This window comes from Bacteroidota bacterium, from assembly GCA_016183775.1.
Taxonomy (GTDB): domain Bacteria; phylum Bacteroidota; class Bacteroidia; order JABDFU01; family JABDFU01; genus JABDFU01.
Genome location: JACPDY010000128.1, coordinates 15,087 through 35,984, shown reverse-complemented (window position 1 = coordinate 35,984; position 20,898 = coordinate 15,087). Strand labels below are relative to the sequence as shown.

General features: G+C 42.1%; 8 protein-coding genes. 2 read left to right on the top strand and 6 right to left on the bottom strand.

The genetic code is table 11. The features are described from left to right. The first annotated feature begins 110 nt into the window (after nucleotides 1–110). The gene (locus HYU69_15165) at nucleotides 111–1,937 is read left to right on the top strand and encodes an SBBP repeat-containing protein (GenBank protein MBI2271681.1); all 1,827 of its coding nucleotides are present in this window, start codon (nucleotides 111–113) and stop codon (nucleotides 1,935–1,937) included. 157 nt (nucleotides 1,938–2,094) lie between these two features. Here the strand turns inward: HYU69_15165 and HYU69_15160 are convergent, their stop codons facing one another. The 6 genes from HYU69_15160 to HYU69_15135 all read right to left on the bottom strand — a co-directional run bounded on the left by HYU69_15160 (nucleotide 2,095) and on the right by HYU69_15135 (nucleotide 10,503). Next, the gene (locus HYU69_15160) at nucleotides 2,095–4,077 is read right to left on the bottom strand and encodes a M13 family metallopeptidase (protein MBI2271680.1); all 1,983 of its coding nucleotides are present in this window, start codon (nucleotides 4,075–4,077) and stop codon (nucleotides 2,095–2,097) included. Between the two features lie 340 nt (nucleotides 4,078–4,417). Beyond that, a complete protein-coding gene (locus HYU69_15155; protein ID MBI2271679.1) occupies nucleotides 4,418–7,582 on the bottom strand; it encodes a UvrD-helicase domain-containing protein in 3,165 nt (1,054 codons plus the stop codon). Next, complete coding sequence (locus HYU69_15150; GenBank protein MBI2271678.1) at nucleotides 7,579–8,022, bottom strand: DUF86 domain-containing protein; 444 nt, start codon at nucleotides 8,020–8,022, stop codon at nucleotides 7,579–7,581. The genes HYU69_15155 and HYU69_15150 overlap by 4 nt, the downstream gene beginning before the upstream one ends. Then, nucleotides 8,006–8,302, bottom strand: coding sequence for a nucleotidyltransferase domain-containing protein (locus HYU69_15145; GenBank protein ID MBI2271677.1), 297 nt, complete (start codon nucleotides 8,300–8,302; stop codon nucleotides 8,006–8,008). The genes HYU69_15150 and HYU69_15145 overlap by 17 nt, the downstream gene beginning before the upstream one ends. 71 nt (nucleotides 8,303–8,373) lie before the next feature. Continuing rightward, nucleotides 8,374–8,985, bottom strand: a complete 612-nt coding sequence (locus HYU69_15140) for an SIS domain-containing protein (protein MBI2271676.1) — start codon at nucleotides 8,983–8,985, stop codon at nucleotides 8,374–8,376. Further along, a complete protein-coding gene (locus HYU69_15135; GenBank protein ID MBI2271675.1) occupies nucleotides 8,986–10,503 on the bottom strand; it encodes an adenylyltransferase/cytidyltransferase family protein in 1,518 nt (505 codons plus the stop codon). 747 nt (nucleotides 10,504–11,250) lie between these two features. Between HYU69_15135 and HYU69_15130 the strand changes: the two genes are divergently transcribed. After that, nucleotides 11,251–20,847 carry a PKD domain-containing protein gene (locus tag HYU69_15130; GenBank protein ID MBI2271674.1) on the top strand — a complete coding sequence of 3,199 codons (9,597 nt, stop codon included), beginning with the start codon at nucleotides 11,251–11,253 and terminating at the stop codon, nucleotides 20,845–20,847. Nucleotides 20,848–20,898: the final 51 nt, after the last annotated feature.

The following is a 20,898-nucleotide window of genomic DNA, read 5'->3' as shown; positions in this document are numbered from 1 at the left end:
ACTCTTCAAAACCTTAGGAATGCAAATCCCGCCCAAAATTCTTAAGACAGAACCCAAAATGTAGTGGCACAAACCTAACCCCATGCCCGCAAACCCACATCATTGCTGAATTGTTAAAAATCAAGTGTCAAACTCGGGACCCATCTGGTGGCTCCTACTTTCAGGCAATACTGGGAAATTTTGACATCTTCCTGGTGAAGTTCGACAATAGCGGGGTATGGATCTGGGCTACTTATTATGGAGGAAGTGGTGGTGGTGGTTCCAGCAGATGGGGTACGATCGCTGTTGATGGTTCAAATAATTTGTTTGTTACAGGAAGAACAAATTGCACTAATTTTCCTGTATTGAATCTTGCCGGTGCATATTTTCAACCTGCGATCTCCGGAATTCAGGATGCATTTATCCTTAAGTTCAATAACAATGGGGTGCGACTTTGGGCTACTTACTATGGTGGAAGCGGAGATGATCAGGGATACTCCATTGCAATAGATGCTTCAAATGATGTATTTATTGCCGGAAGTACATCTTCTGTTAATTTCCCTGTATTGAATCTCGCTGGTGCATACAATCAGCCCGCAAGTGGCGGACTTCAGGATGTATTCATCCTTAAATTGAATAACAGCGGGGTGCAACTTTGGGCTACTTATTACGGAGGAAGTGGAGATGATCTGGCATATTCCATTGCAATTGATAATTCAAATAATATTTTGATTACAGGAAGTGCCACTTCTGTTAATTTTCCTGTATTGAATCTTGCCGGAGCATATAATCAACCGGGGAATGCAGGAGGGCAGGATGCATTTGTTCTTAAGTTCAATAACAGTGGTGTACGACTTTGGGCTACGTATTATGGTGGAAGCGGGACTGATCAGGGGTGCTCTGTAGCTATAGATGGCACAGATAATGTGTTCGTTGTGGGAAATACATCTTCTGCCAATCTTCCTTTATTAAATCTTGCCGGAGCATATAATCAACCCGGATATGCGGGAGTTCAGGATATTTTTATTCTTAAATTCAATAGCAGCGGTTTACGACTTTGGGCTACTTATTTCGGCGGGAACAGCTTTGATTTTTTCAGAAACTATACAGATCACGAAATTACTATTGATGCATGTGGCAATTTGTATGTAACAGGTGGTACAAACTCAACTGATTTCCCTGTTTTAAATCCTGGTTGCGGATCTCATTTTCAGGGTACCTATGCCGGTGGCAGTCCTTATGGCATCTTCTTTCTTAAGTTCTCTAATAATGGAATACTACTCTGGAGCACTCATAGCGGAGCTTCTGCTCTCGGGTTTGGTTCGGCACTTGCCATTGATGTTTCGGGTAATTTGTTTGCTGTAGGTGAATGGTTTTATCCCGGTAGTAATGGATTAATTGATCCCGGAGGAGGGGCATATTTCGATGCGACTTTTAATACCTCTGATGATAGCTACATAATGAAATTTATTCCTTTGATACCTGCTTATACACAAACACAGATCAACTCTACCGGCTGTTCCCCCTGCAATGGCAGTGCGACAATTAATTTAACCTGCAGCGAGCCAAATTACAGTTATGTATGGAGTAATGGTACCTCAACACTCAACAGCGTAAGTGCCGCTAATACTCTTACGGGCCTTTGCCCAGGCTCCTACACAGTGACCGCAACAAGTAATTGCAATCAAACACAAGCCGCAACGTTTGTTATTACGGGTATACCGTGTGGTACTTGCACTTTAACAGGACAATTTACCAAAGGCACCGCGAACTGTACAGGCTGTGGATGCAAGGAATGGCTAATGGTAAATGCAACGGGAGGAACAAGCCCATACTCCTATTCGTGGCCTGATGGGTACGACAAAAGATATAAGAATCAGTTGTGTCCAGGTGTTTATAATGTAAATATCAAGGATAAAAACGGGTGCAGTGTGAATGTAAATTTAACGGTACCATGAATAGTTGTCGGTTGTTAGTTGTTGGGGAAAATGGCAGTTTGCAAGTTACAACCAACAACTAACACCCAACAACTACCATATCTCCGCCCGTTCTTTATCGGGATGATACATAGTATTTCCTTCCTTCACATCGAATGTTTCATAAAATTCTTTCATATTAGAAAGANNTCATATTAGAAAGAGGCATTATAACACGTGCGATAGCCGGTGAGTGCGGATTTGTTTTAAGCATCTGTTTTAATGCTTCAGGACGCATGCTGCCTCTCCAGGCCTGGGCCCATGAAATAAAGAAACGCTGTTCGCCTGTTAAACCATCGATCTTACCCGGTGCAGGTTTGCCCTCAAGCGATTTTTTGTAAGCATAATAGGCAATGGTCAGGCCCCCAAGATCGGCAATATTTTCTCCGACAGTAAGCTGGCCATTGATATGGAAAGTATCGAGCACTGTAAAGTGGTTGAAGGCGTCAATAACCATATTTGTTCTTTGTTTGAATCGTAGACTGTCTTCCTTTGTCCACCAGTTTTTCAGGTTTCCGTCAGCATCATATTGACAGCCCTGATCATCAAAACCATGTGTGAGTTCATGACCAATTACTGCGCCCATTCCCCCGTAATTAACAGCGTCATCCGCATTGGCATCAAAAAAAGGAGCCTGCATAATTCCCGCGGGAAACACAATTTCATTAAACGAAGGATTGTAATATGCATTCACCGTTGGAGGAGTCATACCCCATTCAGTTTTGTCAACCGGTTGTCCCAGCTTACTTGTCATGTATTTGAACTCAAAGTTATTGGTTCGGAAAAAATTCAAAATGTAAGCATCGCGTTTTATCTCCAGCGAAGAGTAATCCCGCCATTTGTCGGGGTATGCAAGTTTCCGCATAACTGTTTCCAGTTTATGAAGCGCTTGTTTTTTTGTTTCCGGTCCCATCCATTCACGTGTGTTGATACGCTCTTTGTATGCTGCGGTAAGGTTGTCTACCATTGTATTCACTTTCTTTTTTGCCTCTTCACTGAAATATTTTTCAACATACAATTGTCCGACAAGGTCACGGAGTGATCCGTCCGATTGTTGCGTAACTCTTCTCCACCTGGGCTTAAGGGTTTTGATACCGTTTAAAGTTGTTCCATAAAAGTTGAAGTTTTCTGCGACGAAATTATCACTTAGTTTAGCTGCAGATGAATTAATGAGGCTCCAGCGCAGATAATTTTTCCAGTCATCAGGCGAAACGGATCTCACAAGTTTATTGATCTGTGCCATAAACTCAGGCTGACCAATGATCAGGGTTTGAATTTTTGAATCAACACCAAGTGTCTGGAAATAGGTATTCCAATCGAAATTATTGTATGCGTCAGTGAATTCCTTTAATGTTTTTTTATTGTATTGGGCCTCAATATTGCGAAGTTGTACACGCGTCATGCACTTTTTTGCCAGTTCTTTCTCAAACTCAAAGATCTTTGAAGCAATAGAACCGGCCTGTTTTTCCGGTTCGCCGGCCAACCTGAACATATTGGTGACGTAGGTGACATACTTTTTTCTGATCTCTTCCATTGATGGGTCCGGATTCAGGTAATAGTCCATATCAGGCAATCCAAGACCATCCTGGTTTATGGTGGCAATATTTTCTGTGCTTATTTTAGGATCAGCGCCAACGCTGAAATCAAATAATGTTTTTACACCTATAGAATGGTGATGAGCGATCTGTTTAGCGAGTTCCTGCATATTTTTAATATCACTTATTGCTTTGAATTCATCATTCAAAGGGGTGATACCGTCCTTTTCCAATTTGGTAGAGTCCATCGCCAGGGCATAAAAATCGCCCACTTTTTGTTTTATGCTGCCGGTTTCACCGCTTGCTTTCGCGGCATCTTCAAGCAGAACACGCAGTTTCGCAAAATTGTCATCACGTATAATATTGAAACTGCTCCAGCTGCTTTCGTTGGAAGGGATGGGGTTGTTTTTTAACCAGTTGCCGTTTACATATTGAAAAAAGTTATCGCCAGGTGCCACAGTTGTATCAAAGTTGGAGAGATCAATTGAATTGTTTGCGGCTAAAATAGTTGTGTTCGGTTCATTTCTGTTTGAGCAGCCGGCCGCCAGGATCGTTCCAATAGATATAGCTAAAATTGAATTTTTCATTTGAATACTTTTATTAAATAATTAAAATTGAGGCGTGAAATTAAGGTATTTATCGGAGCATAACAATTATAGATGTTAAATGGCAAAATACCTTTATATAAGGAGTAATTAAAGTTTTATAATACCAGAGATTATGCCGAATAAGATTATTATATGGAATTTTCAGAAAAACATTTGGTGAAAATTTGGAACTTTCGTGCCTGCTGTCGGCAGACAGGCTTTGGTGGCGAAAATCCATTTGCCACCAAAGCACCCAAAAATCCTTATTCGGTATAAACTCTACTTTTACTTGAACATATTTTAAAGATATTGAAGGTCAAGTGGAACTCGCATTTTATGTTCATGACTCTTTGTGTAAATTAAATATGCTCGTTTCATCATCAATATAAACAAGGTATTGCCGAATATTGGTATATCCCATTTGTGAGAGCAGTTCCGCATATTTTTTTATTTGTTTTATATGCTTATCCTGTTTGGTTCCAGTTTTGTAATCGATCAATACGGTTGAATCCCTGTTTATAACTACCCTGTCTGGTCTGTAGGTTTCCCCTGTTGGTAAAATGATATCGGCTTCAGTTTTAATTGTATTGCCGGCTGCATAAAGCGGTTTTAATTGGGGGTGTTCAATGATATTATTTAGTTTCTGAAACAGTATTTTTTTTTCCTGCAGGTCAATAACCCCTTCATTTAAATATTGGGTAAGGGTAGGAGTGAGGTCTTCTGCGGATTTGACTTTCGCAAGGATGGCATGAACAATTAATCCAAAATCTTTTTTACTTGTTACATTATCCGTATTCCATACTTCGGGCGCATTAGCCCGTATTTTTAAGATGCTGCGCCAATCCGACGATATAAAATCTGTTTGTTTAACAGTTTTTTTACTTTGCGTGTTTTTGTGTATATGCGGCATACTGTTACCGAACCCGTAGTGTTGTTGAGCATCATTCCATAATTGCAGCGATCGCAGATAGAAGCAAAATATATCGCTAACATTTCCAAGGTTATCAGGCGTTTTCGATGGCTCGCCGGTTATAATATACAGGCGTTCTTCCGGTCTTGTAAATGCAACATACAGCAGGTTGATATTATCAAGCCGTGACTTGTTTTTTTCTTCTTCATATAGATCGGAATAAGTTGTCTTTTGGAGTTCTTTGGTTGCCGGTAATAATGCCGATTCAAGTTGAGGGACTTCGTTGTGCTTCAGGTCGACCCAAAGATTTTTTTTGCCGTCCGAAATTTTCCAGGTTGCAAATGGCAGAATGACGGCCGGAAACTCAAGTCCCTTGGAACGGTGAATGGTCATAATATTTACCGCATTGGTGCCATCGGGAACATTCATAGAGGCATTTTCTTTACGTGTTTCCCACCATTCGATAAAACCGGGTAAACTATTGTTGTTTTTTATTGTATAACCCAGAACCTCATCCATGAAAAAACGGACGAATGCATCAGCGCCTGCGGCAAGTTTAAAGATGCCTGCTACTTGTTCAACTAATTCATATAAGGGCAATTTGATCAAATGCTGCTGGTTAAACTCAAATCCATTTTGTTTTAATAAAGCATCAAATTCCCATGCGTGCTTGTTCTTAAGAAGCGCGATCACGGTATGCAGATCCTGGTCGATAAGACCGTTTTCTACCAGGTATTGTAAGATTTCAACACGTGTAATTTCGTTGTATGGCTGGTTAATATACCTGAATACAGATCCGATGAAGCGTACTTTTTTCGAATTTTTAAGCAGCAATGAATCCGCTGATAGTACACCAATACCTTTTGCTGTAAGGTACTCAGCGATAGTATTGCCGGTCTTGTTGGTTCTGCATAAAACAGCGATATCACTGAGTTTAAATTTTTCTTTTTGAAGATTAATTATGTTATTATAAACCTGCTCAAGCGTTTGTTGTTCCGCTTCGTCTCCTTCTCCTTTTACAAAATTTATGGAAACGTATCCGCCTGTATTGTCCGGATCACTTTGCTGAGCATGACCCTGGTAAATAGTGGCGTATGCGTCACTTAGTTTGCCTGCCAGGACGGAGAACATAGAATTGTTGAAATCAATGATCTCTTTTTTACTTCTGTAATTTTTGTTGAGTTGTTTTTCATTGTAGTTGAGTTTCAAGGTTTGTTCACGTTCAAGAACAAACTCGTTTTTTTCTTTTATAAAAATATCCGGTAGTTGGGCAAACTGTTCAACTTCTCCGCCGCGCCAGCGATAAATGGCTTGTTTACCATCTCCGACAAGCATGCTCAAATGCCCTTCTGAAAGCGAATTTTCAATAAGTGGCAGCAGATTTTGCCATTGCAGCACAGATGTATCCTGGAACTCATCAACCAGGTAATGATTATACTTTTCGCCAATTCGTTCATAAATAAAAGGCACTGGTTGGTTGAGGACAATGTTGGAAATGATCTTATTGAACTCTGAAATGTGAAGGATATTATTTTGTTTTTTTATTTCTGTCAATAATTTTTCGATCTCATTTAAAACGGCGAGTGAATAAATGTTTTTATTGATGAGTTTAAGAAGACAATAAAGTGATTGTTGTTTTTCAACGATATCCCGGATGAAATGGAATGATTCAGAAAGTTTGCTTTTGATGTTCTCTATTTTGCCTTTATCTTCCGCAGATGTCTTCTCTGAGAACCATTTATCTTCCCGGATAGTTTTTACAACATAGGAGTTGGGTTCTAGTTTGTCGAAATTTTCGTCGCAGATATTCGCGAAGAATTTACTTATACCATTCTTTCCCTGATAAAATGAACTATGCTCAAGCCCTTGTTGCTGTATAGCTTGATAAGCTTCACCCGCCGCCTTTTTTACAGTACTCTCAAATTTTTTAATTGTTTCATTGAGGCTTTTTCTGATAGAAAGAAAACCAGCAGTATTTATTTTTTTTAATCTCTCAAGATGAACAATACCTTCTTCGGTCAGCAGATTTTTTGAAAAACCAAAAAGATCCCGTTCTATATGCCAGCTTTTTTCATCCTCGGTTTTGGTCTCAGTAAATTCAACAAGTGCCTGTGTGAGATGTTCGTCATTACCCGCTTTGGAAATAAGCAGGTCGATCACTTCCAATAATAACTTGTTGTCATCCATCTCAATTTCAAAGTTGACTGGAAGTTGAAGATCGTAGGCGAAAGTGCGGACGATCCTGTGTACAAAGCTGTCGATAGTACCTATAGCGAAATCAGAGTAGTTGTGCAGTATAGTGTGCAAAACATTTTGCGCCCGGCTTTGTATATTACTTTTATCCAGTCCGGTCTCTTCGCAAATTATTTCAAGTAAAGTAGTATTGTTTTCTTCCGGATGAGAAAGTTCTTTGAGTGATCGGGTAATACGCTCCTTCATTTCGGCAGCAGCCTTATTGGTAAACGTAATGGCAAGTATATGTTTGTATTTTTGAGGCGGGTTCTGATCGTCAGTCAGGGCGAGTTTAAGGTACTCTTTTACAAGGGTGAATGTTTTACCTGATCCGGCGGATGATTTGTAGACGGTGAAGTTCACATGAATGCCTTAAAATTAACATGGCTATAAAATGCACTTTTACCTGCAAATTTTAATTCATCGGAGTTAAAGTTCCCTGTTTTTAATTCGTTTGCAATGATCTGATGGATAGAATTGCGGAGTGGGACTAATTCAGTATTGATTATGTTGAAGGTGAGATCAGAGTCAATGCCGGTATAATCATGAACAATACGATTTCTGATATTCTTTATTTTCTGCCATTCAACTTTCGGATATTTGTCTTTCAATTCATCACTTATTTTTGAGCATTGTTCTCCGATATTTGCTAATAAGAGAAGAGAAGCATTGAAATTCAATTGGTCATTTGATGTGAAAAAAACTTCACCGGAATTGAAATCTCGCTTGTAGATTTCTATCTTTCCGATTGATTCAAGAATAATTAATAAGAAAACAATATCGTTTTTAATTGCGGGTTGCATACTTTATTTCCCTTAATGCACGGAACAAAATAATTGGTTCGGCATATTTTTTTATTACAATATCAATTTTTGTATTTAAAAGTTTTTCAAGGGTTTGTTTCAACGAGATTCGCTGCTCATATTCAATATTGTCTTCAATTAACAGATCAATATCATTGTATTTTTCGCCACGAATAAAGGACCCAAAAACTCCGATTTTACTAAGTCCGAATTTTTCGAAAATATTTTCTTTTCGAAGTAAATTCGTTAGTTCGTCGAAGGTTTTTATGTGTACTGACATTTGAATGGCTTTTCTACGAAATTACGACAAAAAAATCGACTTTAGTAAAGGTGTATAATAATCAAAGCGGTCTAATAAGGCAAGTTTTTGTTGAACACATCCTTCTTGTCAATGCAATATAATTTTGCGTCAAGTATAGTATGGATAATAAGATTATGTATGATCTCAACAAAACCATAGGAATAGGAGGGGACATAGAAATTAAGTTTGCCCCTTTTCCGTAAAGGGTTTTCTTTTGCGAAACCGGAGAACGTAATTACGGTACAGCCAGATTTATCGGCCTGCTCTGCGGCGTTCAAAATATTTTTCGAGTTTCCCGAGCTGCTGATGCAGAATGCGATATCTTCTTTATCCGCGAAGGCTTCGATGGGTTTTGAAAACACTTCAGCGTAACTAAGGTCGTTGGCAATACAGGTTAATAATGAGGAATCATTGAAGGCAGTGGCCCTCACTCCTCCGTTTTTCCAATAGTCGACCGCCATGTGGCTGGCTATTCCTGCGCTGCCCCCGTTTCCAACCATCATCACTTTTTTGTTATGTTGCTGCGCCTGTTTGATCAGTTCAACAGCCTGGATCATGGCATCATTAAAAGGAATAGTTTTACTATTTGCAGAAACTTCAACGGCATCAAGTGCTTTCCTGAATGCGTTGAGGTAGTTGGCTGTGAATTGAGAAATATCCATTTATTTTAAAAAGTGAGAGATAAATTTGATCAGATCTTTTTTGTAAACAGGATGCTCGTTACCTATTATTTCAACGGCAAGCGCTCCCACACAATTTCCTATGAAGGGCAAAACTTCAGGAGGAGTGTTGTTGTAAGCGCATAATGAAGTTACGGATAATACTGCATCTCCCGCTCCAACCGAATCTTTTACGGATGAGGCAAAGGCGGGCGCCGTATAAAATTTTCCTTTTTCAAATAATACTGAGCCTTGTTGTCCAAGGGTGATTTGTATTTTATCGGCATGAGTTATGGTATGCAGCTGTTCAATAAGATTTTCGAGTTTGCCGTAATTATCACCAAAAGGCAGGCGTAATTCTTTTTCATCAATGGAGATATAATCTGCACGTTTATATTTTGTGATATAGTTAAAACCGTAATTATTACTGTTCGTCTGTGCGTTCACTGAAAGGTGTTTTCCGGAACCGGACAGGAATTTAATAATTCCCGGTGTTATAAAGCCATGCCCGAAATCAGCTACCAATACCATATCCGCATTTTTGAGTGCTTTTTCAAGGTGTGCAATGACTTCTTTTTCCAGATCGTTTGCCAGGTAAGTATCGTTCATGAATGTCACCTCGAATAATTTCAGGTTAAGGTAAGTGTCGAGGTATCTGCGTTTCGTTGGAGTGGGGCCGTCGTTCCGCAGGAAGAATTTTTTATTGATGTTACCGGAAAGTTTTTGCTCAATGATTTCCTGCTGAGGGTTCTGTTTTCCCAGGCAGGTAACCAGCTCCACTTTTCCCGCAAACTGATCGAGGTGATTGGCAATGGCCAGTACACCGCCGGCATAGGATTCGCCTTTCAGAAACATAGTTGAGATAGTAGGCGATTTTGAGGATTTCCCAAGGGGCCTGCAGGTATGATACTCATCGATTATTGTATCACCTATAACAAGTACGTTGAGATTCTTTAATTTTTCAATTTCATTAATGATACTATCCGCGTTGTGTTTTTTCTTTAACCCGCTGAGGTATTCCTGGATGGAATCGTTTAACGGACTAAAGTGGGCGTTGATAAGTTTTGACGAAGAAAATTGGATCTCTTCGGTAAAATAAAGTTGTCCCCCGGCTGATTTGACCGCCTCTTCTTCTTTATTGATATTTCCTGTTATATCATTCTCACTCTTTTTATAGTCCTGGCCTTTTACATAAAAAGTGGGTTTAATTAATTTAAGCGTTTCAATGGCTGTATCCCATTTGTTGAGTGCAACATAACTAACGGCCTCAAGTGCTGCAATGGATTCCATCCGGAGCATTTCATTAAAAACAGGGCGGCCCGGACCTTTGTTTACAAACCGGTCGGGTGTAAGTGTTACAACTACAATGTCAGCAGCTTTTTTAGCGGCTTCAAAATGTTTTATATGACCCAGGTGCAGCAGGTCAAAACAGCCGTGACAATGGGCAATGGTTTTGCCTTCACTTTTTAACTTTGAACATAGTACAGCTAATTCTTCGAGGCTTACAATTTTCGAATTCATGATCTTATTCTGAATCTTGGCAGGTTAGATATTGTGTCGCCGTCGAAATTTTATTCCAATCCAGCAGCATTATAAAAGTACAAATATACTTGATGGCAGGAGATTTTGCTTTGAAAATTACTTCAATAATTGGATACTAAATCCGGATTATACCATCAACTATCAATGTCGTTTTAGTTAAGGATTTGGTCGTTCGTATTTTTCTTTTTTTTGGATGTGGTGCCTGCCCGGTCACAGGTTTTCACCAAAACATTTTTTTAACTAAGCGACACTGCATCAGCTATTATAAAATAGTCTGCGTTCAGGACGAAAATGTAAGATTAGGGGGCGCGCACCCATCGCATGATGTATGGCACCTTTCGAAAATCAAATTCTGTTGAATATTTTGCAAAAAGGCCTATTTTTTTTAAATGTATTTTATTTGGACAAGTAATAAAAAAAATAAAAATTAGTCAACAAAATGCTTTTTTTATATAAAACAATGTTTTTTTAGTTAAATGTGTAAATGTTACATATTTGAACTAGTAATATTATATATATTTTAATTTGATTAAAGGCCTATTTCACTTCTATATTTATAGATTAATATGTATAGAATTTATACATATGTAGAAACGCAATTTAGAATTGAAGCAAATGCCTCAAAATCTGAATTTTGTTAAAGAAATACGGGCAAACGAAACGCGCTTTTCTTTTGATTTAAATTATTTATTTATATATTTGATTTACAGTGCTAAACGCAGTTAATTGAAGAAAATAATTTACATTATTTATTTAACTTTTTTCTGGTCTTTTATGCCCGATGAGGGAGTTATTGCCTCGAAAATATTTAATGTTCGTTTATTACCGCCGCCTCCAACTCTTTCCCCTTTAAGTGATGTATGTGAAAAATCAAAATCATTTACCCTTAGCAATGGTTCTCCTGTTGGAGGAATCTACAGCGGACCTGGCGTTACCGGTAATACATTTGATCCGGCAAAAGCAGGTGTTGGAACTCATACCATTACTTATACGATCTATGTTGCTGGCGTTCCTTCTTCAGCCACAACAACTATAAAAGTAAATCCATTGCCTAAACCGGCTATAACAGGTGGCTTTGTAAATTGTGTGGATAGCGGAGGAAAGCAGGGTGGCTATCCTCCAATTGACGGATATACATGTAGCGTAAGTAGCAGTACTCCAGGCAATGGATCAAGTCATTCCGCAATTCCGTCCGTATGCGCGAATACTGATGAGACTTATACTACCCCTAATAATCCCGGAAGTACTTATACCTGGATCGTAGGAGGTGGTACTGTTACCAGTGGGTTGAATTCATCCTCTGCTATTGTTCATTGGGGTATACCCGGTTCAGGAACCATACAAATAGTTGAAACGAATTCATTTGGTTGTTCCGATACATCAGGAGTATGTGTCAATATTAAACCCACACCTACTGCCAATTTTTTAGGAACCACTTCCTGTCTTGGAATTGCTACACAGTTCACCGACATGTCTGTCGGTGCTGTAAGTTGGTTGTGGGATTTTGGTGATGGAACAACTTCCACGGAAAAGAACCCTAGTCATATTTATGGTTCATGCGGATCATTCACAGTTAAATTGACGGTGAAAGGTAAATGCGATTGTCCGGATGTCATTACTAAAACAGTTTCAGTTAATTGTTCACCCGGACCGAAAATCATCTGTCCGTCTACGGTTTGTGCTAATACATTAAATTCACCTTATTCAACGGATGCGGTTTGTACAACATACAACTGGTCGGTTACAGGCGGAACTATTACCGGCGGGCAAAATACTCCAAACATACTTGTTGACTGGGGAACTGGTCCTGTTGGAACAATTACACTAAGCACTGCCGGCTGTACGCCTGCTAACTGCACCACACCAACAACTGTTAATATTCCCATTCTGCCAACCAATCCTGTAATTACGGGTTATGCTACTCCATGTCAATGGACTACTTACTGGTATGGTCTTCCCGCTTTTCCGGGTGGAGTTTATACCTGGACTATTGTGCCGGCGGCGTCAGGACAGATCATGAGTGGACAGGGTAGCAATCAGGTTAGTGTTCAATGGAAGAATCCAACAAATCCAAATGCCCAGTTGGTTGTTACGGTTGGCAATCCTTTTATTGGATGTAAGAGTACAGCTACGTTGCCGGTTAAAATTCTTCCGCAGTTTTCGGCATACGGTAATAATCAGGTTTGCAGGAATTCAAATTCAACAGTTACCGCTAATCCGACTGGCAGTTATAACTGGACAACTACAGGAGGTACAATTTCCTCTGGCCAGGGAACCGCGGTGGTAACAATTAACTGGAATGTACCCGCCGGAACATACACTGTAACTGCGACACCATCAACTGCGGGTGTATATTGCAATTCCTCCTATACAACAACCATAACCGTTGTAGATACCCCTCCTGTGGATTCAATTTCCGGCGACAAATATATTTGTCCCGGCACAACACACGTATATACTGCATGGTCAACCGCAGCCGGTGTAACTTATAGCTGGACAGCCGTGAACGGAACACTTTCTTCCACAAGCGGAAACCCGGTAAGTGTAACCTGGGGAGCCGCTGGCCCATACTCAGTAAGTGTTACGCAGCAACCTTCTTATCCGGCTTGCGCATCTTCACCTGTTACAATAAGTGTAAAGGATATCAAAACAACTGCTCCGCCTATTACAGGTCTTCAGGTTGCCTGCGTGAATGGTACATATACTTATTCGCTTCCTGATTTACCCGGAGCAATATATAACTGGACGCTCAATCCTTCATCTGCCGGAAGCGTAATTTCAGGACAGGGCGGCAATATAGTGCAGATTCAGTATAATGCTTCGGGTAATGCGACCATTAATGTTGCTATCAGCTTATGTTCTACTCCGGTAAACGTAAGTCTTTCAGTTCTTGTGAACCCTGCTCCGTCGCCTGTGATAAATATCACCGGGAATCTGTGTCCCGGCTCCACCGTTACCCTCTCTTCTGCGGGTGTTTTCCCTGCTTATGAATGGAAAGACGGTACAATGACTGTTATAGGCACAACTTCTTCAATAAGTGTTCCGGTTCCGGCAACCGCTAAACCTTATGTTTTAACGGTTACCAATAGTAATGGCTGTCAGGGCAAAACGATTACGAGTCTTGTTGCAGCGCCGGAGCCTAAAGCCGATATTTCTACTCCGGACAAAAGAGACTATTGTACAGGTGATGTGATCAGTACAGCTCTGTATGCACAGGTTGGTCCCGGGTATACTTATCAGTGGTATTATAATGCAACTCCTGCCGGTACCGGAAATTCCCTTACTGCAACCACTACCGGTACGTATTACGTTGTTGTTACCAATGCCTCGGGATGTACTAAAACTTCTTCATCAATTGTTATAACTCAGGGTCCTTGCGGTGGAGGGCCTCCGGGATGTATTCCTCTTCCAATGTGTGGCATGCCCCCATGCGTACCTCCTCCTCCAGGTTGTGTACGTGTTGACTCAATAGCAATAGATTTTTTTGGAAATGGAAGTTCATGGTTAAAACCTAAGCCGCCAGGGGGGGAGGGGAAGTTTCCGGATATCGGAGCCTCTGTAATGTCTGTTCCCGGAAATGATCCCGGGGAAGGGGTAAAACCATTTGCCACAAAAATTTTCTGTACTAATTTGATAAACTATACCGATAACTCTCCGATCACAACTATTGCCTGGTATTGGGATTTTGGTGACGGGTCTTCTTCTACCCTACAAAACCCGCCACATACTTATGCGAAGGCTGGTTATTATTATGTGGTCTTTTGGGCGCAATTTACCAAGACAGCTTTTGGAAAAGCTTCAAAATCGATTGAAATACCTGTAGTTGGTGATTTTGAATCGCAGGTAAGTTGTGGTACTGCAACCTTTACCGATCTTTCAACACATACGCCAACTTCACCAATAACCGGCTGGAGTTGGAACTTTGGAGATGCCTCGACTTCCACTTCACAGAATCCTGTACATACTTATGCCGCACCCGGTACTTATAATGTTACACTTACTGTAACAGCCGGTGGTTGTACTTCCACTATCAATAAAAATGTGGTTGTATCACCGTTTCCTGTTGCACAGTTTTCTTTCCCAACAGCCTGTGCCGGCACACCAACTCCATTTACTGACGCATCTACTTCCGTAGGAACAACGATCTTGTTCTGGGATTGGGATTTTGGAGATGGAACAACATCTCAACTTCAGAATCCAACGCATACCTATATTGCCGGCGGAACTTATACCGTTAAACTGAAGGTTACAGATATTAATGGTTGTACTAACACAAAAACACAATCTGTAACGATCACCGCGCCGTCAGGCGCCGGAGTTATAGCTGCTTCAGGTCCTCTTACTTTCTGTGTGGGTCAATCAGTAACACTCACCGCTCCTGCGGCGACATCTTATTTATGGTCGAATGGTTCAACCATGCAATCAATTACTGTTAATCAGAGCGGGGATTATTCTGTCGCTACATTCAGTTCGGGAGGCTGCCAGGCAGCACCACCTCCGGTTACTGTTATTGTAAAGCCTCTTCCTGATGCTACATTGTCAAACACGGTCGGTACTATTTGCGCCGGTAGTTCGTTTTGCGCTAACGTTCCTTTTAAAACAGGTTTAACTTATCAGTGGTATAATGGTGGTGGTGCTATGGCCGGGAAAACATCCTCCTCCCTGTGTACATCTACTGCCGGCATATATTATATCAGGGTAACTGATGCTTCTTCCAGTTGCTCTGCATCATCTTCACCCGTTACAGTTTCCTCACTCCCTTCTCCTGCAACTCCCACTGTTACCGGGCCTGCTTCTTTTTGTCAGGGCAGTGCCGCAACAATAACTGCAAGTACAACCGGAGGAACTACTCCATATACATATTCATGGAATACCGGAGAAACAACGGCTTCTATTACAGTTAAGGGCGACGGGTATTTTTATTTTACGCTTACAGATAAAAATGGTTGTAAGGCATACGGAGGAAAGAGTCTTACTATAAACCCATTGCCGGACTTAAGTATATTCCCTGTCGGCTGTTATACAAGATGTGATGCCGATACTATATTCGGTCCTCCGGGATATGCCTCCTACCAGTGGCAGCGGAATGGGGCTAATATCGCAACCACTCAGGATATTATTGCGGCAACAAGCGGAAACTATAAGTTGATCGTTACTACTTCTTTGGGATGTAAAGACACATCAGGCGAGCTGAGTCTTACCATTGCTCCAAAGCCGGTTGCAAATGCCGGTCCCGATGTAACACTTTGTACAGGTACAACACAACTTAACGGCACAGGCGGCACCATTTATTTATGGAATCCCCCGACTTTCCTTAATAATGTAAACATAGCCAACCCTATATCCACTCCGGCTTCAACTATCGATTATGAATTGCTTGTTACAGACAAGAATGGTTGTAAAGATAAGGACAGCGTAAAAATCACTGTTAGCTGTGCTAACCCGGTGGTTGTTGCAACAGGTGCATCTGTGTGTCCAGGTTCATGTACAAATATTACGGCTGTCGGAAGCGCGGGAACACCTCCATATACTTATACCTGGAGCAGCGGTCAAACCGGCGCAGGTCCTCATAATTTTTGTCCGGCCGCTACGTCAATATACACAGTCATTATGTTTGACGTAACAGGAGCAAGTGATACAGATACGGTTGTGGTTATCGTTCACCCCATCATGACACTTACCCCGACTTCAAACAACGTTTTATGTACCAGTGCTAATAATGGATCAGCCGCAATAAATGTAGCTGGCGGCACTCCTGCATATACATATACCTGGTCGTCTTCAGGAGGCACTGCGGCTACAACACCAAATACATTGTCCCCCGGCAGTTATACTGTAACGGTAACTGACGGTAAGGGATGTTCCAAAACTTCCGTTGCAACAATAACCGAACCTCCGCCAATCACGGTCACTCCTTCTTCAACCCCGGCTAATTGCGGGGCGAGTGATGGTACGGTTTCTGTTTCAGCGGGTGGCGGTACCGGCATTTATACTTATTCCTGGTCACCGGGAGGTGCCACAGGTTCAACCGTTACAGGACTTTCTGCAGGTACTTATATAACTACTGTGACTGATGCCAATGGTTGCACAGCAACAACTTCCGCGCTTATTAATAACATGTCCGGTCCTACTGCAACAACCCAATTTACCAATGTTACCTGTTTTGGCGGCGCGGACGGTACCGCTCAGATTAATGCATCAGGAGGCACGGGTATATTTACATATAGTTGGCAGCCATCAGGCGGCACCGGCGTTTCTGCCAGCGGTCTTTCTGCGGGAACTTACACAGTTAGCGTAAATGATGGAGGGTGTGTAATTACTTCAACAGTTGTTATCACTCAGCCGCCGCAGATTAATGCGACGGCAACCGCTACAGATGCCACTTGCGGGGCAGCAAACGGCAGCGCTATGGTTACGGCAGGCGGAGGAACAGGTTCCCTGAATTATTCCTGGCAGCCAATTGGCGGCACCGGACTTACAGCAATCAATTTATCTGCCGGTTCATACACTGTGGTTGTAACAGATGCGAATGGTTGTTCGGTTACAACATCAGCACTTGTCAATAGCTCCAGTGGTCCAACGGTCACAATGCAATCAACAAATATTACCTGTTATGGTGCAGGTAATGGTACAGCACAGGCAAATGCTACAGGAGGTTCGGGTGTATTTACATACAGCTGGCAGCCTTCCGGGGGTACCGGTGCTTCTGTTGGTAATCTTTCCGCGGGTACGTATAGTGTTAGTGTAAATAGCGGAGGCTGTACTGTTACATCTACAGTTACGATAACAGAACCGCCTCAGATAAATGTGGCTGTTACAACAACTGATGCTGCCTGTGGTTCGGCAAACGGAAGTGCAACTGTTACAGCGAGCGGTGGAATAGGTACGTTAGCGTATTCCTGGCAGCCTTCCGGGGGGACAGGTATAACCGAAAGTAATCTGATCGCAGGATCCTATACGGTAGTTGTTACAGATGCTAATGCTTGTACTTCAACATCAATAGGAATTGTTAACAATACCGGCAGTTTAGCGGCCACCATACAATCATCAACAAATGCCACCTGTAATGGGTCTTCCGACGGAACTGCTTCTGTAATTCCTGCAGGGGGCACATCGCCGTATACATATAGTTGGTCAGTGGCAGGTGCTACCGCAAGTACTATTAATAATCTTTCGGCAGGCACATACACGGTTACAACCACAGACGCGAATAATTGCCAGGCTATTACAACAGTTACTATTACAGAACCGGCCAAGATCGTATTGACAACTACTGCGATTGACGCTGCATGTGGCAGTAATAATGGTTCAGTTTCGGTTTCGGCAACAGGAGGAGCCGGATCGTTAAATTATTCATGGACTCCGGGAGGTTCAACCGGCATAACGGTTAATGGGCTTTCAGCCGGTGGATATACTGTTTCAGTTACAGATGCGAATGGTTGCTCTTCAACAGCGACCGCACTTGTCGGAAATCTTAGCGGCCCAACGGCAACAACACAATTCACCAACGTAACATGTTTTGGTGGTACTGATGGTACAGCTCAGATCAATGCAACAGGAGGTACAGGTATATATACATACAGCTGGCAGCCTTCGGGTGGTACAGGCGCTTCCGCAATTGGCCTTTCAGCCGGAACTTATACAGTTAGTGTAAATGATGGAGGATGTAGTATTACCTCAACGATCACAATAACCGAACCGCCTCAAATAAATGTTTCTGTTGCTGCCACTGATGCCGCCTGCGGTGCGGCAAATGGAAGTGTTGTTGTTTCCGCGAGCGGCGGAATAGGTACACTTGCTTATAGCTGGCAGCCCAGCGGAGGAACGGGTGTTACAGAGATAAACCTGGCAGCAGGTTCATATACGGTTACTGTTACTGATGCCAATAACTGTACAGCAACATCAGTCGGCATTGTTAATAATGCAGGTGGTCTGACTGCGGCAATCCTGTCATCTGCAAATGTTACCTGTAACGGACTTACAAATGGCAACGCGGTTGTAAATCCATCGGGCGGTGCAACTCCTTTCACTTATAACTGGTCGGATGGCGGTACAGCAGCAACTGCCAATAACCTGTCGGCCGGAATATATTCAGTTACGGTTAGCGATGCGAATAATTGCGCGGCCATTACCACAATTACAATTACTGAACCTTCCAAGATCATTTTAGCGACAGCTACAGTTGATGCGAATTGCGGAAGTGCCAATGGTTCTGCAACGGTTTCGGTGACCGGCGGAATTACTGCATATACTTATTTATGGACACCTGGCGGAGCAGCAAGCCCAACGGCAAGCGGACTTTCGGCAGGCATCTATACGGTTTCGGTTACTGATGCGAATGGCTGTTCCGAAACATTGACCGCGCTTGTTAACAACCTCAGCGGACCTTCAATAACAACTCAATCAACTAATGTATCTTGTTTTGGAGGTAATGATGGTACCGCGCAGGTAAACGCTACAGGTGGTACAGGTACATACACATACAGCTGGCTTCCATCCGGAAGCACTTCTGCTTTTGTTAATGGCCTTATAGCCGGAACTTATACTATTAATGTAAGCGATGCAAGCGGATGTCTCATCGCTTCAACTGTGTCTATCACCGAACCTGTACAGATGACTATTTCTGTAGCAATCACCGACGCTTCCTGCGGAGCCGCAAATGGCAATGTTGTTGTTACCGCCAGTGGTTCAGGAACTTTATCCTATACTTGGGCGCCTGTGGGCGGTACAGGGGCCACAGCATCTTCACTTATTGCCGATACTTATACGGTGACAATTACAGATGCCAATGGTTGCTCTCAAACTACTGCGGCTACGGTTGGAAATACAGGTCCGATAGCTGTTGCTGCGGCAATGATAACAGGTATAAGTTGTAACGGGGGAAGTGACGGATCGGCCATAGCTACAATTGGCGGAGGAACTGCCCCTATCACTTATTCATGGTCACCTGTTGGAGGAACAGGTATTACAGCTGCAAATCTATCTGCAGGAAGTTATACTGTTAATGTGACCGATTCAAAAGGCTGCTCAGCGATCTCGATCGTTACTATTACAGAGCCTGGTCCGATGGCTTTAGTGGTACCTTCACCGACACCTGTTTGTATCGGACAGAGTGCTATTTTAACTGCTGTTGCAAGCGGAGGAACTGCAGCATATAACTATACCTGGATGCCGGGTTCCCTGCTTGGTTCAAACATAAGCGTGAGTCCTGCTACTACAACAAGTTATACTGTGAATGTAAGTGATGCAAACGGTTGCACTTCAGTCACCCAAACAGTTACTGTAAATGTCCGGCCTCCGCTTCAGGTTGATGCCGGTATTGACAAGAATATATGCATTGGTGATTCAACAACCCTTACAGCGATTGCCACCGGCGGTGATGGAAATTATACCTATACCTGGCAGCCAATGAATATCACCGGTGCCTCAATTAATGTAACTCCGCCGGTGGGAAGTACAACATATACCGTGGTTGTTTCTGACGGATGCGGTACACCTTCTGCAAATGATACCGTTACTGTTAAAGTAAATACAGCCCCTTCACCTGTTTTTGTTGCTGATACCACATCAGGTTGTGAACCTGTTTGTGTCAAGTTCACAAATACCACACCGGGTGGTACGAAGACCTGCTCATGGGATTTTGGCGATGGCGGAACTTCTTCAGATTGCTCTCCTGTTAATTGTTACAGGAAGGCCGGTTCTTATACTGTAAATTTAACTGTTTCAGATAGTGCGGGTTGTACTGCGTCTGTTTCCCAGACAAATTATATTACAGTTCATCCATTACCCGATGCCGCGTTTAAAGCAACGCCAACCCTGACGACCATTCTTGCACCAACTATAGTGTTTACCGATAAGAGTTCTACAGATGTGGTTAAATGGGATTGGAATTTCGGGGATGTATACAATTCTTCTTCTTCAAAACAAAACCCAACCTATACTTACAAAGATACCGGGAGATATGAGGTTCAATTGGTTGTTACTTCAGTATTTGGTTGTGTAGATACCGTTATTGATTATGTTAAAATAGAAGGTGACTATACATTCTATGTGCCGAATGCGTTTACTCCTAACGGTGATGGTAATAATGACGCCTTCTTCCCGAAGGGATTTATGATAAACCCAGAGTGTTACAAGATGATGATCTTCGATCGTTGGGGTAACCTGATATTCGAAACGGAAGATCTCAATGTCGGATGGGATGGAAGGGCCAATGGAGGCAAATTAGTTGCACAACAGGATGTTTACGTCTGGAAAATACAAACCTGCAACTTTAAAAAGGAGAGGAAGTTTTATGTAGGTCACGTAACCTTAGTTAAATAGGTTCCGTGTTCAAGGTTCAAAGTTCAGCTGCGAAAATATTATTCACAAACT